Genomic DNA, 14,223 nt, shown 5'->3' on the forward strand with positions numbered 1-14,223 from the left:
CCTCAATGGGCAGAATCTTGGGGGTCAGCGATTCTGGCCCGGAACCCAGAGCACGTCGCCGGCGCCGTTGCGGTTGGCGGCGCGGCTGGCGACAAACAGGAAGTCGGACAAGCGGTTCATATACTGGATGCCAGCAGCGCCCACGGGCTCGCCGGGCCGGGCCGCCAGTTCCACCATCACGCGTTCCGCCCTGCGGCAAATCGTACGGGCAACGTGGAGGTAGGCGGCGGCCGGCGTGCCCCCCGGCAGCACGAAGGAGGTGAGCGGCGCCAGTCTGTCGTTGAGCGCGTCGATGTCGCGCTCGAGCCGCTCGACCTGGCTTGCCACCACCCGCAGCCGCTCGGCCTTGCCTTCACGCTCGGGCACTGCGAGGTCCGCGCCGAGGTCGAACAGATCATTCTGGATGCGGCCCAGCATCGCGTCGAACTCGGGCATGTCATGGGTATGGAGCCTGACAACGCCGATCGCGGCATTGGTCTCGTCCACGGTGCCGTAGGCTTCGATGCGCAGATCGTATTTCGGACGGCGCTCGCCAGTTCCGAGCGCCGTCGTGCCGTCGTCACCGGTCTTCGTATAGATGCGATTCAGCGTCACCATTTTTAACGCCCCATTGCCCAGACTGCGAGCATGGCAATGACGATCGCCACGAACTGAAGCAGCACGCGCCAGCGCATCAACTTCTGCGAGGTGTTGGGCGAGCCGCCGCGCATCATGTTGACGAGACCGAGCAGCAGCACCAACGCCACGGCGCCAGCTGCCACCGGCAGGATGAAAGTACTCAGGAGAGATGCCATCAGCGGTAGATAACACCGTGTGCGCTGGTCCGCCATGGCGTTCCCGATCTGGCTTTTAAGCCAATAATATCAGAAGCTAGCTGGATGATTTCCGATTTGCGCTCGTCGCCTGTCTTCTTCGCCTCTCCCCGCATGCGGGGAAAGGCGAATCCGGAGTAAGCTGTGAAGGCCATCCGCTACATCTACGTCGTCGTGGAAGACGCCTTCTACACCTTCCTCGCCGACGACGGCTGGGCGATCGCGAGCCATATCGCGCTGTCGACCCTGATGGCGCTCTTCCCGTTCCTGATCGTGCTGACCTCGCTCGCCGGCTTCTTCGGCTCCAAGGAACTTGCCGATCAGGCCGCAAGCCTGATGCTTCAGGTCTGGCCCAAGCAGGTCGCCGATTCGATCTCGGGGGAAGTCCACGACGTTTTGACCACGACCCGCACCGGCGTGCTGACGATCGGTGCAGCACTGTCGGTGTACTTCGCCTCCAACGGCGTCGAGGCGCTCCGCGTCGCGCTGAACCGCGCCTATGCGGTGGTGGAGATGCGGCGCTGGTACTGGCTGCGCCTTGAATCGATCGGCTACACGCTGGTCGCGGCCTTCACCGCGCTCGCCATGGCGTTCCTGATCGTGCTCGGCCCGCTCTTCATCGAGGCGGCGCGGCGCCATATCCCGCTGTTCGTCGAGTCCAACGAGAGCATCCTCACCTGGCTGCGCTACGGCATCACCGTGGGTGCGCTGGTGGTGGCGCTGATCATCCTGCATGCCTGGCTGCCGGCGGGACGGCGCGCCTTCCTCCAGATCCTGCCCGGCATCGTCTTCACCATCGTGGCGTCGCTGATCTCGGGCATCGTGTTCGGCCAATATCTGGCGCGCTTCGCCAACAACTACGTGACGATGTATGCGGGACTCGCCTCGGTGATCATCGCGCTGGTGTTCCTGTATTTCATCGCCGCGATCTTCGTCTACGGCGGGGAGCTCAACGCCGCGATCATCAAGTCGCGGCTTCCTCACGGCGTTTCGCTTCAAGCAGCGCAGTCGCTAAAGCGCGCGGAGACACAGGCTTGACCAGGAAGGCGTCGGCGCCGGCCTCGCGCGAGGCCGCCTCGTCCTCGCCGCGGCCGGACACGCCGATGATGGGGATCTGAGCCAGCGGCGCCGGCATGGTCCGGATCCGCCTGATGGCCTCGACGCCGTCGATGCCAGGCAGCACCATGTCCATCAGCACCGCATCGAACGCGCCCTGCGCGAGCCGGTTCACCGCGTCCTCGCCGCGCCCGATGAACTCGGCTTGGTGGCCGAGCTCGGTCAGGATGGTGTTGAGGACGACGCGGCCGAACGGGTTGTCCTCGACGCTGAGCACGCGCAGCGCGGCCATCGCATCCGCCTCGGCTTCGCCCTTTGACTTGCGGGATTTGCGCGCTTCCGTCGCGTCGAGCGACATAGTCAGCGTGAAGGTGGCGCCGCCGCCGCGCCGCGGTGCGACCGTGATGTCGCCGCCCATCGCGCGCGCCAGTTGCTTGACCGAGGAAAGGCCCAAGCCGGCGCCGCCGAAACGCGAGGCGATGGTGACATTGGCCTGGGTGAAGGGGCGGAACAGCCGCTTGATCTCGGCCATGGTCAGGCCGATGCCGCTGTCGGACACCGCGAAGGCGACGCCGACCCTGCCCTTCGCCTTGTCTCTGGCCTTGCCCTTGGCGGGACGCCAAGGCGCGACCGCGAGCGCGACACCGCCCTGCTCGGTGAACTTGACCGCATTGTCGATCAGATTCTCGAGCGCGGCGCGCAGGCGGACGGGATCGCCGACCACCAGCCCCGGCAGCTTCTCGGAGATATCGACCTGGGCCTGGAGCCCCTTGGCCGCGGCGCGTCCGGCGAGCGAATCGCCGGCGCTGCGGGCGAGCGCGCGCAGATCGAACAAATCCTGCCGCAAGGCACTTCCACCCTTGCCCGCCCCCTTGCCGGTCCTAGCGGCATCGACGAACAGGGTGGCGAGGCTCGCCAGATGCTCGGCACCGGCCTTGATGGTGTCGGCCCAGCGCCGCTCCCGCTCGCCGAGATCGGAGGTGGCGAGCAGGTCGCTGATCGCGAGAATGCCGGTCAGCGGGGTACGGACCTCATGGGCGAAGGCGGCGAGCGCGGCCTGGACCACGTCCGGCGCCACGGCCTTGGCGCTGCGCTTGCGCAACCGGCCGGTCGCCCCGGACCGCTTCCGAGGCGGTCGCCTGGACGTTCGCGTAGTGCGCGCTGAGCGCGTTTTCGCCGCCATGAATCCCTTCGAAGGGTCCCCTTCGATCCCCAGGCTCTCAAGCAAGCATCGCACGGCGGAACCCCTGGAGTCACGGCGGCGTTTTGCTAACCCCCAGAGAAACTTAACCTAATCCCACCAACCGGCGGATGCCGGCGGGCGTAGCGCCGGCAGCGCGCAGCTCGCGCAGGCCGGTCGAGCGGTCCGATTTCGACAACTTCCGGCCCGCCTCGTCCAGAATCAGGGCGTGGTGGCGGTAGGCGGGTTCCGGCAGATCGAGCAGGACCTGGAGCAGGCGGTGAACCGAGGTGGCGTGAAACAGGTCCTGCCCCCGCACGACCTCGCTGATGCCCTGAAGCGCGTCGTCGACGACGACGGACAAATGGTAGCTGGTCGGCGTCTCCTTCCGGGCCAGGATGACGTCGCCCCAAGCCTCGGGCCGCGCGGGGACGGTACCATGCTCGCCGTCGGGGCCCACGCCCAGCTCCGTCCACCTCAGGCCGGCGGCGCGCCGGCAGGCGGCCGCCATGTCGAGCCGGAGCGCGTAAGGCACGCCAGATGCAATGAGCCGGTCGCGCTCGCCGGCCGACAGCGATCTGGCGTCACCCGGATAAAGCGGTGCGCCATCGGGATCGCGAGGCCATGGCCCAGCGGCCTCGCGCGCGGCCACGAGCTTGGCGATCTCCGCGCGGCTTTCGAACGCGGGATAGAGGAGACCAAGCGCAGCGAGCTTTTCGAACGCGGCGCGATAAACGGCGAGATGCTCCGACTGCCGCCGCACCGGCATCTCCCAGGCAATGCCGAGCCAGGCGAGGTCGTCGTAGATCGCCGTCTCATATTCCGGCCGGCAGCGCGTTGCGTCGATGTCCTCGATCCGCAGCAACAGCCGCCCGCCGGTCTCGCGCGCACGGTCGAAATTGAGCAGCGCCGAATAGGCGTGGCCGAGATGCACGAGGCCATTCGGGCTGGGGGCAAATCGGAAAACGGGTGGCATGAGTTCTCGGTGTATTCGTCATTGCCGGGCTTGACCCGGCAATCCATCTTCCGGGACTCTGTTACGATAGGAGATCAATGCGCGGGTCCCGCCTACGCCGAAGGCTTCGGCGGGCGTCTCGGTATTGGGCCAGCGTAGCCTTAGCAGAGACGGCAAGCCCGCGCATGACAAGTTGAGCCACCATGACCATCCACCTCGAAACCCAGTCCGACCTCGAAGACGCCGTCCACGCGCTGATCAAGCGCGACCCGCGCCTCAAGCCCGTACTCGAGATCGCCGGCATGCCGGCCCTGCGGCGCCGTGAGCCGGGTTTTACGGGGCTTGCCCACATCGTTTGCGGGCAGCAGCTCTCCACGGCGAGCGCCGCGGCGATCTGGGGGCGGCTGTCGGCCGCTTTCGATCCATTCGACCATGACGCGGTGCGCCGCGCCCGTACCGACCGGCTGGGACGGCTCGGCCTCTCCGCGGCCAAGATCAAGACGCTGAAACATCTCGCGCGCGAGATCACTGCGCAGCGCCTGAACCTCGACGTGCTCGCCGAAGAAGACGCCGAGGCCGCGCACCATACGTTGATCACGCTGCCCGGCATCGGTCCGTGGACGGCCGATGTCTATCTGCTGTTCTGCCTCGGGCACGGCGATGCCTGGCCGGCCGGCGACATCGCCGTGCAGGAGGGGATCAAAGTTGGCCTGGGGCTCAAGGCGCGGCCGACGGAAAAGCAGATGGCGCCGCTCGCCGAACCCTGGCGGCCGCTGCGCGGAGCAGCGGCGCATCTGTGGTGGAGCTATTATCGCGTGATCAAGAAGCGCGAAGGTGTCATCAGCAACCAGCCTTAAAGCGCGATGAGATTGGGACGAATCGTCATCGCGCTTTAGGTTGTTGTTTGCGCATGATCTGTTCGGAAAACCGCTGCGCACTTTTCCGGATCATGCTTTAGCCTCGCAGCCGCTCGCGATCGGCGCGGGCGCATTCGGCCACGAAGTCGATGACGGCCCGCACCGCGGACAACTCGACCAGATCGGGATGGGCGAGCAGCCAGAGATCGGCGACGCTGACGAGTTTCTGCGGCGCGACGCGCACGAGATCCGGATAGCTCTCCGCGACGAAGCAGGACAGCGCGGAGATTCCGATTCCGGCACGCACCGCCGCCAGCATGTCGCCCTGCGACGAGCAGCGCATCACCATGGTTCCCTGGCGCGTGATCGCGTCGCTCCAGCGCGCCAGCTGCGCGTTCGAATCCTAATCGGCGAAGCCGATGACGCTGTGCCCCTTCCACTCGCCGCTCCGCTCCGGCAAGGACCGGCCGGTGGCATAGTCGCGCGAGGCATAGAAGCCGGTGCCGAGGCGGCCAACCCTGCGACCGACCAGGTTTTCCTCGCCGCTATCGACCGGGCGCAGCACGACGTCGGCCTCCCGCCGCCGCACGCTGGCTGGAAACGGATGGGTGATGATCTCGAGCCGGATGTGGTCATGCGCGCCGAGAAACGATCGCAGCCGCGGCATCAGCCAGTGCGAGGCCAGCGTCGCGCCGATCGACAGCTTGACCGTGCCGCGCGCCTTGCGCCCGCCGGCGCCAACGGCGGCCTCGGCCCGGAGTGCGGCAACGGCCATCGCCTCCGCGTGCTCTCGCAGCGTACGTCCATCGGCGGTGAGCACGAATCCATCCGCGGCCCGCGCCAGCAGCTTGGTGCCAAGCTGCGCCTCCAGCGCCGCGATCTTGCGGCTGACGGTCGGATGACTGGCATGCAGACGTTTTGCCGCAGCGGTGAAGCTGCCGGTGTCGGCGACCGCGACGAAGGTCTTGCAGAGATCCCAATCCACCGCCGGCTCCGTACAAATCTGAATATCCGCTTGTTCAATATTGAACGATCCTCCGCCCGCCGTCCAACCCTATAGTGGGGACAAAGCGCTGGACGGCGGACACCCCGCCGACGCGACAATCGACATGGAAGCGCTCACCCCCGGCCGGCAGGCCGTTGACGCGCGTCGTCAGGAGGATCGGATGGCACTGCCCGCTCTGCTCAAGAACAATCTGGAGCTGCCCGTGGTCGGCTCGCCCCTTTTCATCGTCTCAGGGCCGGAGCTGGTGATCGCCCAATGCAAGGCCGGTGTCGTCGGCTCGTTTCCGGCGCTCAACGCCCGTCCGGTGGAAAAGCTCGACGAGTGGCTGAGCCGCATCGAAGACGAGCTCGGCGAATACAAATCGCGCAATCCCGGCAAGAAGGTTGCGCCCTATGCGGTCAACCAGATCTGCCACGCCTCCAACGACCGGCTGATGAAGGACATGGAAACCTGTGTGAAGCACAGGGCGCCCATCATCATCACCTCGCTGCGGCCGCCCGCCGAGATCGTCGAGGCCGCGCACTCCTATGGCGGGCTGGTGTTCCATGACGTCATCAACGTCAAGCATGCGCGCAAGGCCGCGGAGCAAGGCGTCGACGGACTGATCCTGGTGTGCGCCGGCGCCGGCGGCCATGCCGGCACGCTGTCGCCGTTCGCGCTGGTGCGCGAGGTCAAGCAATGGTTCGACGGCGCGATCCTGCTATCGGGCGCAATCAGCGACGGTTTTGGCATCGCCTCCGCGCTGACGCTGGGCGCCGACCTCGCTTATATGGGCACGCGCTTCATCGCGACGCAGGAAGCCAATGCCGACGAAGCCTACAAGTCCGCGCTGACGCAGCACGCCGCGCACGACATCGTCTACACCAACCTGTTCACCGGCGTGCACGGCAACTATCTGGGTCCCTCGATCGCCGCCGCGGGGCTCGATCCGGACAATCTCCCGCTCGCCGACAAGACGAAGATGAATTTCGGCTCCGGCGGCAACACGAAATCCAAGGCGTGGCGCGACATCTGGGGTTCGGGCCAGGGCATCGGCCAGATCCTGGATGCGCCTCCGGTCGCCGAGCTGGTCGACCGGATGAAGGGCGAATTCGATCAGGCGCGTCACGACTTTATGCTGCGCGCCAGCGCCTGACGCTTGGTCCGACAAGAAAATTGGACTGACAAGACAAACGGGAGGACACCATGAAGCTGGCAGCCGCACTGATCGGCCTATCGTCGCTGACGCTTGCCGCCGGCAGCGCCGGTGCGGACGAGATCCGGATCGGGCAGACCCTGCCCTATAGCGGTCCGGCATCCGGCTTCGGCGCGATCGGACGGACGCAGGAGGCGTTCTTCGAAAAGGTCAACGCGGAAGGCGGCGTCAACGGCCGCAAGGTCAAGTTCATCACGCTGGACGACGCCTACTCGCCGCCGAAGACGGTCGAGCAGACCCGCAAGCTGGTGGAGCAGGACGAGGTGCTGATGATGTTCGGCTCGCTCGGCACCGCCACCAACAGCGCCGTGCAGCGTTACCTCAACGCCAAGAAGGTGCCGCAGCTGTTCGTGCTCTCGGGTGCCACCAAATGGGCCGATCCGCAGAAGAATCCTTGGACGATGCCGGGCATGGCGGCCTACGAATCCGAGGGCGTCGTCTATGCCAAGTATGTCTTGCAGGCCAAGCCCGACGCGAAGATCGCGATCCTGGCCCAGAACGACGATTTCGGCCGCGACTATGTCGCGGGCTTCAAACGCGCGCTCGGGTCCAAGGCCGCCGGCATGATCATCGCGGAGGCGAGCTACGAGACCAGCGCGCCGACGATCAGCTCGCAGCTCTCGACGCTGAAGGCGTCAGGCGCCAACGTGCTGTTTGGCGTCGTGCTCGGCAAGTTCACCTCGCAGATGGTCAAGGGTGTAGCCGAGATCGGCTGGAAGCCGGAGCTGTCCTTCGTACCCACCTCGGCCTCCTCGATCTCGTTCCTGGAGCCGGCGGGACTGGACAATGCGGTCGGACTGATCTCGTCGAGCAACCAGAAGGACACGATGGACCCGCAATGGGCCGACGATCCCGGCGTGAAGTCATATTTCGCGTTCATGAAGCAATACATGCCGACAGCGGATCTCTCGAACTCCAACTATGCGGCGGGCTATCACTATGCCACGCTGCTGATGACGGTGCTGAGCGCCTGCAAGGACGATGTCAGCCGCGACAACATCTTGAAGCAGGCCGCGTCGCTGAAAGAGGTGAAGCTGCCGCTGCTGTTGCCCGGAATGAGCGTGTCGACCGGTCCGGACGACTATCTGCCGTTCCAGCAGCTTCAGCTCCGCCGCTTCAACGGCAAGAGCTGGGTGCCGTTCGGCGACATTCTCGATGACCGGTAGAGGACCTCCCATGATCATCAGCGGCGAGCGCCGGATCGACTATCCAGAACTCCATGCGCGGATCAGACGGGCCGCAGGCGGGATCAGCACGCTCGGCGGGCGCGAGGGCACGCCGGTCGCCATGATGCTGCGCAATGACTTCGCCCTGTTCGAGGTGGTCGCGGCTTCCGCCGCGCTCGGCCGACCGGTGGTGCCGATCAACTGGCACCTGAAGGCCGCCGAAGTCAGCTATATTCTGGCCGACAGCGGCGCCGACATCCTGATCTGCCATGCCGACCTGCTGCCGCAGATTCGCGACGGCCTGCCGGACGGCCTGGCGCTGATGATCGTGCCGACGCCGCCGGAGATCGCCGGCGCGTTCGACATCCCCGCCGCGCTCACAAAGGTGCCGGACGGATTGACCGATTGGGACAAATGGCGGGATAGGCAGCCGGAACTCGCGCAGCCGCCGCGCCGCGGCGCGCCGATGTTCTACACCTCTGGCACCACAGGCATGCCGAAGGGCGTGCGGCGCATGCCGATGCGGCCCGAGCAGGTCGCGGCCTCGGAGCGCGTCGGGGCGATCGCCTATGGCGTGAAGCCGAACGAGGATCAGGTCGTGCTGATGAACGGCCCGATGTACCATTCCGCCCCGCACTCCTACGGCATGCTGGCCTATCGCAGCGGCTGCACCATCGTGCTGGAGCCGCGCTTCGATCCCGAGGACCTGCTGCAACTGATCGAGCGCCATCGCGTCACGCACATGCATATGGTTCCGACGATGTTCGTGCGCCTGCTGCGGCTGCCCGACGACGTGAAGCGGCGTTACGACTTGTCCTCGCTGCGCTTTGTCGTTCATGGCGCGGCGCCCTGCCCGCCCGACGTGAAGAAGGCGATGATCGATTGGTGGGGAGGCGTCATCAACGAATATTTCGGCTCGACCGAGACCGGGATTCCGGTGTGGCATTCCGCCGAAGAGGCGCTGAAGAAGCCCGGCACCGTTGGCCGCGCCATCGAGGGCGGTGTGGTCAGGATCTTCCGCCCCGACGGCAGCCCGTGCGACGCCAACGAACCCGGTGAAATCTACATGCGGCAGGCCTCGGTGCCGGATTTCGACTATCACGGCAAGGCCGAAGCGCGCGCAGAAGCCGGCCGCGACGGGCTCGTCAGCGTCGGCGACGTCGGCTATCTCGACGAGGACGGCTATCTGTTCCTGTGCGACCGCAAGCGCGACATGGTGATCTCGGGCGGGGTCAACATCTATCCCGCCGAGATCGAGAACGCGCTGATCGGAATGCCCGGCGTGCGCGACTGCGCCGTGTTCGGCATTCCCGACGCCGAATTTGGCGAGCGGCTCTGCGCCTATGTCGAGCCGGAGCCGGGCGCGGCGCTCTCGTCGGCCGCGGTCCAGTCGTTCCTGCGCGAGCGGCTTGCCAATTTCAAGGTGCCGAAGGACGTCGAATTCCGCGACGCGCTGCCGCGCGAGGCAACGGGAAAGATCTTCAAGCGCAAGCTGCGGGAGCCATATTGGGTGGCGTGAGCTGGAGCCCACCTTCGGCCCGTGAACGATACCGTCTGAGATTCCGCTCAGCCATGCGGAACGCGTCCAGAGCGCGAAGATGCCTCAACGGGAAATACTGGCAATTGTTCCTACGCGACCTGATGCCGCTGACGTTAGTGCAGCAAGCTCATACAGAGCGCACCTCGTAGTGCTCGCAGCACATCATTCACGCGCGCTTTCGATCGCAGAAGCAAAGCAACCAATCTGAATCTCGTCTGTTGTCGACCGGCACAATCAACTGTCGGAGGACAAACGATGTCACGTCTATTTTCGCTCGCTGCAGCTCTCTTGCTGCTCGGATCAGTGCCTGTAAGCGCGCAGTCGCAGCCGGCGCAGAGCGGGCCGGGCAACAACGCGGTCAACAGCTCCGATCGCAACAACTCGAACGCACCTGTCGCAGGCCGCAACAGCTTCACCGAGGGCCAGGCGAAGTCGAAAATCGAGGCGGCGGGCTATTCCAATGTTTCCGGCCTGCAAAAGGACGACAACGGCGTCTGGCGCGGCAAGGCGGACAAGGCCGGGACCAAGGCCAACGTGAGCGTGGACTTCCAGGGCAACGTGAACCCCGTCAAGTAAGCAGGAGGATGAAACATGACGACCACCATTTCTCGACTCTATGACAACTATTCGGATGCGGAACGTGCGGTCCGACGCCTCGAGGCCGCAGGCGTGCCGCACTCGGACATCAGCATCGTCGCGAACAATTCCGACAACTGGTACGGCTCATCCACCGGCAAGGTTGACCGCGACCGTGACGGCGTCGACGACCGCGCCGAAGGTGCGGGCACAGGCGCCGGCATCGGCGCGGGGCTCGGAAGCGCAGCCGGACTGCTCGCGGGACTTGGATTGCTGGCGATTCCGGGACTGGGGCCGGTCGTCGCTGCGGGTTGGCTGGCTTCGACGGCGGTTGGGGCCGCGGCGGGCGCCGCAACCGGCGGCATCGTCGGAGCATTGACCCAAGCCGGCGTTTCCAAGGAAGACGCGTCGCGCTACGCCGAGGGCGTTCGACGTGGCGGAACACTGGTATCGGCGAGGATATCCGAGCCAGACCGCTCGCGTCTTGACGCCCTTCTTCATGAGAAGTCCGTGAACCTGCAGGATCGGAGCACTGCCTGGCAAAAGTCCGGCTGGAACGGCTTCGACGCCGCCAGCCCGCCGCTATCCCCTGAGGACGTCGGTCGTGAGCGCGAGTTGTACGGCGCCGGCATGCGGGGAAGGTAAGGGGGATACCTCCTGACTGTTAGCCAGTCGCTATGCGGACGGAGCAACCGGGAGAGGCCCAGTAGATATGGGCCTCTCCTCGCGCCGTCTGGATTCATCGGCAGCAGCGAACGGCGTTTTAAACTATGTTGCTGTTGCAAAAGGATCATGGGTGAACGAATGAAATGCCGGCACGGACAAAGCCGGGATCAAAGCCATGACATCGATCGACTTCGTCGTTGCGAAGAATGACCTCGACCAGTGCAAGGTGGTCACGACCGAGCTTCCCGGCGCGGATGCGCTGCCGCCTGACGCCCTGCTCGTGAAGGTCGACCGCTTCGCCTTCACCGCCAACAACATCACCTATGCGGTGATGGGCGACGAGTTGAAATACTGGCAGCTCTTTCCCGCGCCGAACGGTTTTGGCAACATTCCGGTATGGGGCTTTGGCGAGGTGATCGCCTCCAGGCATCCGAACGTCGCCGTGGGCGAGCGCCTGTTCGGCTATTTCCCGATGGCGACGCATCTCGTCATCGAGGCGACCGACGTGAGCAAGCGCGGCCTTCGCGACGGTGCCGCACACCGGCAGGACGTGGCGCCGGTCTACAATGCCTATGCACGGGTCAGCGGCGATCCCGCTTACGCCGGCCGGAAGGGCGATTACCAGGCGCTGCTGCGGCCGCTGTTCATGCTGTCGTTCCTGGTCGACGACTTTCTGGCCGAGAATGACGACTTCGGCGCACGCACCGTGCTGCTCTCGAGCGCCTCGAGCAAGACCGCGTTCGGCCTCGCCCACCTGCTGCACACCCGCGGCCGCAAGGTGATCGGGCTGACGTCCGCCGGCAACAGCGGCTTTGTCTCGTCGCTCGGTTGCTATGACGAGGTCGTCACCTATGACCGCATTGCGTCGTTGCCATCGGATGCGCCGGTCGCCTTCGTTGACATGGCAGGCAACACCGCGCTGCGCGCCGGATTGCATCGGCACTTCGGCGACCGGATGAAATGCTCCGTACGCGTCGGATTGACGCATCGCGCCACCGAGCCCGACGAAGGCGAGCTGCCCGGTGCAAAGCCGCGCTGGTTCTTCGCGCCCGACCAGATCCGCAAGCGCGCCAAGGAATGGGGCCCGGGCGGTATCGAGCAGCGCTTTAGCGCGGCATGGTCCGGTTTTGCGCCGCTGCTGGAGAGATGCTTAACCGTCGTCGAGGGCCGCGGCCCCGACGCGGTGCGGCGGGTGTTTCTCGACACGCTGAAAGGGCGTATTCCGCCGGAGCAGGGCCACATGCTCTCGCTGCTCGGGTAAACCGCTTTCGAGGGCCATCGAACCGGTATAGCGTCAACCTCAGAGGAAACGCCGCGAAGACGGCCACGAGGTCGCGCATGCTGGGCAAGACGAAGGATATTTCCGTCTCGGCGCAAGCCTGGCTTGACGAGTTCGAGCGCTCGCTCGGCAAGCCTGATCCGGCCGCACTCGACCATCTCTTCCTCGCCGACAGTTTCTGGCGCGATGTGCTGGCGCTGAGCTGGAACCTGCAAACGATCGCTGGCCACGCCCGGATTGCCCAAGCGCTGAAGGCGCTCGCGCCACCGGCGGCGCCGACCAGCTTCACGATCGCGCCGAACCGCGCGGCGCCGCGCTGGGTCACGCGCGCCGGCACCAGCAATATCGAGATCATCTTCAATTTCGAGACCGTGATCGGTCGCGGGAGCGGTATCGTCCGGCTCGTGCCCGATACCGCCGATGGCGACCGGCTGAAGGCGTGGACGCTGCTCACCGCGCTCGATGAGCTCAAAGGCTTCGAGGAGCAGCTCGGCACGTCGCGGCCGCGGGGACAGGCCTATTCACGCGATTTCCGCGGGCCGAACTGGCTCGATTTGCGCAACGCGGCGCGCGACTACGCCGATCGCGATCCTGCCGTGCTGGTGGTCGGCGGCGGCCAGGCCGGCCTTGCGATTGCAGCACGATTGAAGCAATTGAAGATCGACACATTGATCGTCGATCGCGAGACGCGGATCGGCGACAATTGGCGCAAGCGCTATCACGCGCTGACCCTGCATAACCAGGTGCAGGTCAATCATCTGCCCTACATGCCATTCCCGCCGAACTGGCCGACCTATATCCCGAAGGACAAGCTCGCCAACTGGTTCGAAGCCTATGTCGACGCGATGGAGCTGGATTTCTGGACCGGCACCGAGTTCGAGGGCGCCACCTACGACGACGCGAAGGGCTGCTGGACCGTCACGCTGCGGGGCGCCGACGGCAGCAACCGCACCATGTGCCCGCGCCATGTCGTGATGGCGACCGGCGTCAGCGGCATCGCCAACGTGCCTGATATTCCGACGCTGAACAATTTCAAAGGCACGCTGCTGCATTCCAGCCGTTACGAGGACGGCGAGAACTGGACCGGCAAGCGCGCCATCGTGATCGGAACCGGCAACAGCGGCCACGACATCGCGCAGGATCTCTGCTCGAGCGGCGCCGAGGTGATGCTGGTGCAGCGGTCGCCGACGCTGGTCACCAATATCGAGCCGTCGGCCCAGCTCGCCTATGCGACGTACAACGAAGGCACCCTCGAGGACAACGATTTGATCGCGACCTCGATGCCGACGCCGCTCGCGAAGAAAACCCATGTGATGCTGACCGAGCAGTCGAAGGCGCTCGACAAGGAGCTGCTCGACGGCCTGCGCAACGTCGGATTCAAGCTCGACTTCGGCGAGGCCGGCACCGGCTGGCAGTTCAAATACCTCACCCGCGGCGGTGGCTATTATTTCAACGTCGGTTGCTCCAACCTGATCGTCGAGGGAGCGATCGGGCTCAGGCAGTTCGCAGACATCGAGAGCTTCACGGCCGAAGGCGCTCGGATGAAGGACGGCGCGATGATCGCGGCCGATCTCATCGTGCTGTCCACGGGCTACAAGCCCCAGGAATATCTGGTGCGAAAGCTGTTCGGCGACGGCGTCGCCGACCGCGTCGGCCCGGTCTGGGGCTTTGGCGACGGCCTCGAACTGCGCAACATGTATGCCCGCACCAGGCAGCCCGGCCTCTGGTTCATCGCCGGCAGCCTCGCGCAGTGCCGGATCAACTCGAAATATCTCGCGCTCCAGATCAAGGCGATCGAGGAAGGGATTTTGGGGCGTGAGGCGGATACGGCTTGAGCCCCTCGTCATTGCGAGCGCAGCGAAGCAATCCAGACTGTCTCCGCGGAAAGATTCTGGATTGCTTCGCTGCGCTCGCAATGACGATGCGGATGCAGAC

The 14,223-nt window shown here is 65.4% G+C and carries 13 protein-coding genes and 1 pseudogene; 9 read left to right on the top strand and 5 right to left on the bottom strand.

What is annotated here, in order from left to right:
* Positions 1–24: 24 nt before the first annotated feature.
* Positions 25–597: a cob(I)yrinic acid a,c-diamide adenosyltransferase gene (locus tag AC5ZFO_RS03615; RefSeq protein ID WP_282519854.1), complete on the bottom strand. Its 573-nt coding sequence runs from the start codon at positions 595–597 to the stop codon at positions 25–27.
* 2 nt (positions 598–599) lie between these two features.
* The gene (locus tag AC5ZFO_RS03620; RefSeq protein WP_014491643.1) at positions 600–794 is read right to left on the bottom strand and encodes a twin transmembrane helix small protein; all 195 of its coding nucleotides are present in this window, start codon (positions 792–794) and stop codon (positions 600–602) included.
* A gap of 162 nt (positions 795–956) precedes the next feature.
* Between AC5ZFO_RS03620 and AC5ZFO_RS03625 the strand changes: the two genes are divergently transcribed.
* Entirely contained in the window at positions 957–1,850 is an 894-nt protein-coding gene (locus AC5ZFO_RS03625; protein WP_028159235.1) for a YihY/virulence factor BrkB family protein, read from the top strand.
* Here the strand turns inward: AC5ZFO_RS03625 and AC5ZFO_RS03630 are convergent.
* Together AC5ZFO_RS03630 and gluQRS are read right to left on the bottom strand one after the other, a co-directional pair.
* Positions 1,777–3,051, bottom strand: coding sequence for an ATP-binding protein (locus AC5ZFO_RS03630; RefSeq protein ID WP_496121406.1), 1,275 nt, complete (start codon positions 3,049–3,051; stop codon positions 1,777–1,779). The two genes, AC5ZFO_RS03625 and AC5ZFO_RS03630, sit on opposite strands and share 74 nt — an antisense overlap.
* 103 nt (positions 3,052–3,154) lie before the next feature.
* Positions 3,155–4,024, bottom strand: coding sequence for a tRNA glutamyl-Q(34) synthetase GluQRS (gene gluQRS, locus AC5ZFO_RS03635; RefSeq protein WP_282519852.1), 870 nt, complete (start codon positions 4,022–4,024; stop codon positions 3,155–3,157).
* Positions 4,025–4,206: 182 nt separating this feature from the next.
* Here gluQRS and AC5ZFO_RS03640 point away from each other — a divergent pair, with 182 nt between their 5' ends.
* Positions 4,207–4,860, top strand: a complete 654-nt coding sequence (locus tag AC5ZFO_RS03640) for a DNA-3-methyladenine glycosylase family protein (RefSeq protein ID WP_282519851.1) — start codon at positions 4,207–4,209, stop codon at positions 4,858–4,860.
* 97 nt (positions 4,861–4,957) lie between these two features.
* On the opposite strand, the pseudogene AC5ZFO_RS03645 reads toward AC5ZFO_RS03640, so the two are convergent.
* A pseudogene (locus tag AC5ZFO_RS03645) lies at positions 4,958–5,845 on the bottom strand (LysR family transcriptional regulator).
* A gap of 181 nt (positions 5,846–6,026) precedes the next feature.
* Between AC5ZFO_RS03645 and AC5ZFO_RS03650 the strand changes: the two are divergent.
* The 7 genes from AC5ZFO_RS03650 (at position 6,027) to AC5ZFO_RS03680 (ending at position 14,123) form a co-directional block, all read left to right on the top strand.
* Positions 6,027–7,001 (top strand): NAD(P)H-dependent flavin oxidoreductase, encoded by a 975-nt coding sequence (locus AC5ZFO_RS03650; protein WP_282519849.1) that lies wholly within the window; start codon positions 6,027–6,029, stop codon positions 6,999–7,001.
* Positions 7,002–7,051: 50 nt separating this feature from the next.
* Positions 7,052–8,227 carry an ABC transporter substrate-binding protein gene (locus AC5ZFO_RS03655; RefSeq protein ID WP_282519848.1) on the top strand — a complete coding sequence of 392 codons (1,176 nt, stop codon included), beginning with the start codon at positions 7,052–7,054 and terminating at the stop codon, positions 8,225–8,227.
* Between the two features lie 10 nt (positions 8,228–8,237).
* Entirely contained in the window at positions 8,238–9,746 is a 1,509-nt protein-coding gene (locus AC5ZFO_RS03660) for an acyl-CoA synthetase (RefSeq protein ID WP_282519847.1), read from the top strand.
* A 276-nt stretch (positions 9,747–10,022) separates the two neighbouring features.
* Positions 10,023–10,343, top strand: coding sequence for a hypothetical protein (locus AC5ZFO_RS03665; RefSeq protein ID WP_282519846.1), 321 nt, complete (start codon positions 10,023–10,025; stop codon positions 10,341–10,343).
* A 15-nt stretch (positions 10,344–10,358) separates the two neighbouring features.
* Positions 10,359–10,988, top strand: a complete 630-nt coding sequence (locus AC5ZFO_RS03670; protein ID WP_282519845.1) for a general stress protein — start codon at positions 10,359–10,361, stop codon at positions 10,986–10,988.
* 196 nt (positions 10,989–11,184) lie between these two features.
* A complete protein-coding gene (locus AC5ZFO_RS03675; RefSeq protein ID WP_282519844.1) occupies positions 11,185–12,270 on the top strand; it encodes a DUF2855 family protein in 1,086 nt (361 codons plus the stop codon).
* 77 nt (positions 12,271–12,347) lie between these two features.
* Positions 12,348–14,123: a flavin-containing monooxygenase gene (locus AC5ZFO_RS03680; protein WP_496121408.1), complete on the top strand. Its 1,776-nt coding sequence runs from the start codon at positions 12,348–12,350 to the stop codon at positions 14,121–14,123.
* The last annotated feature ends 100 nt before the right edge of the window (positions 14,124–14,223 follow it).

This window comes from Bradyrhizobium sp. Unk1 (assembly GCF_059512345.1).

Excerpts from the sequence above, each read along its gene's own strand:
- AC5ZFO_RS03615 (WP_282519854.1), bottom strand. The coding sequence starts at position 597 with ATGGTGACGCTGAATCGCATCTATACGAAGACCGGTGACGACGGCACG.
- AC5ZFO_RS03620 (WP_014491643.1), bottom strand. The coding sequence starts at position 794 with ATGGCATCTCTCCTGAGTACTTTCATCCTGCCGGTGGCAGCTGGCGCC.
- AC5ZFO_RS03630 (WP_496121406.1), bottom strand. The coding sequence starts at position 3,051 with ATGGCGGCGAAAACGCGCTCAGCGCGCACTACGCGAACGTCCAGGCGA.
- gluQRS (WP_282519852.1), bottom strand. The coding sequence starts at position 4,024 with ATGCCACCCGTTTTCCGATTTGCCCCCAGCCCGAATGGCCTCGTGCAT.
- AC5ZFO_RS03640 (WP_282519851.1), top strand. The coding sequence starts at position 4,207 with ATGACCATCCACCTCGAAACCCAGTCCGACCTCGAAGACGCCGTCCAC.
- AC5ZFO_RS03650 (WP_282519849.1), top strand. The coding sequence starts at position 6,027 with ATGGCACTGCCCGCTCTGCTCAAGAACAATCTGGAGCTGCCCGTGGTC.
- AC5ZFO_RS03655 (WP_282519848.1), top strand. The coding sequence starts at position 7,052 with ATGAAGCTGGCAGCCGCACTGATCGGCCTATCGTCGCTGACGCTTGCC.
- AC5ZFO_RS03660 (WP_282519847.1), top strand. The coding sequence starts at position 8,238 with ATGATCATCAGCGGCGAGCGCCGGATCGACTATCCAGAACTCCATGCG.
- AC5ZFO_RS03665 (WP_282519846.1), top strand. The coding sequence starts at position 10,023 with ATGTCACGTCTATTTTCGCTCGCTGCAGCTCTCTTGCTGCTCGGATCA.
- AC5ZFO_RS03670 (WP_282519845.1), top strand. The coding sequence starts at position 10,359 with ATGACGACCACCATTTCTCGACTCTATGACAACTATTCGGATGCGGAA.
- AC5ZFO_RS03675 (WP_282519844.1), top strand. The coding sequence starts at position 11,185 with ATGACATCGATCGACTTCGTCGTTGCGAAGAATGACCTCGACCAGTGC.
- AC5ZFO_RS03680 (WP_496121408.1), top strand. The coding sequence starts at position 12,348 with ATGCTGGGCAAGACGAAGGATATTTCCGTCTCGGCGCAAGCCTGGCTT.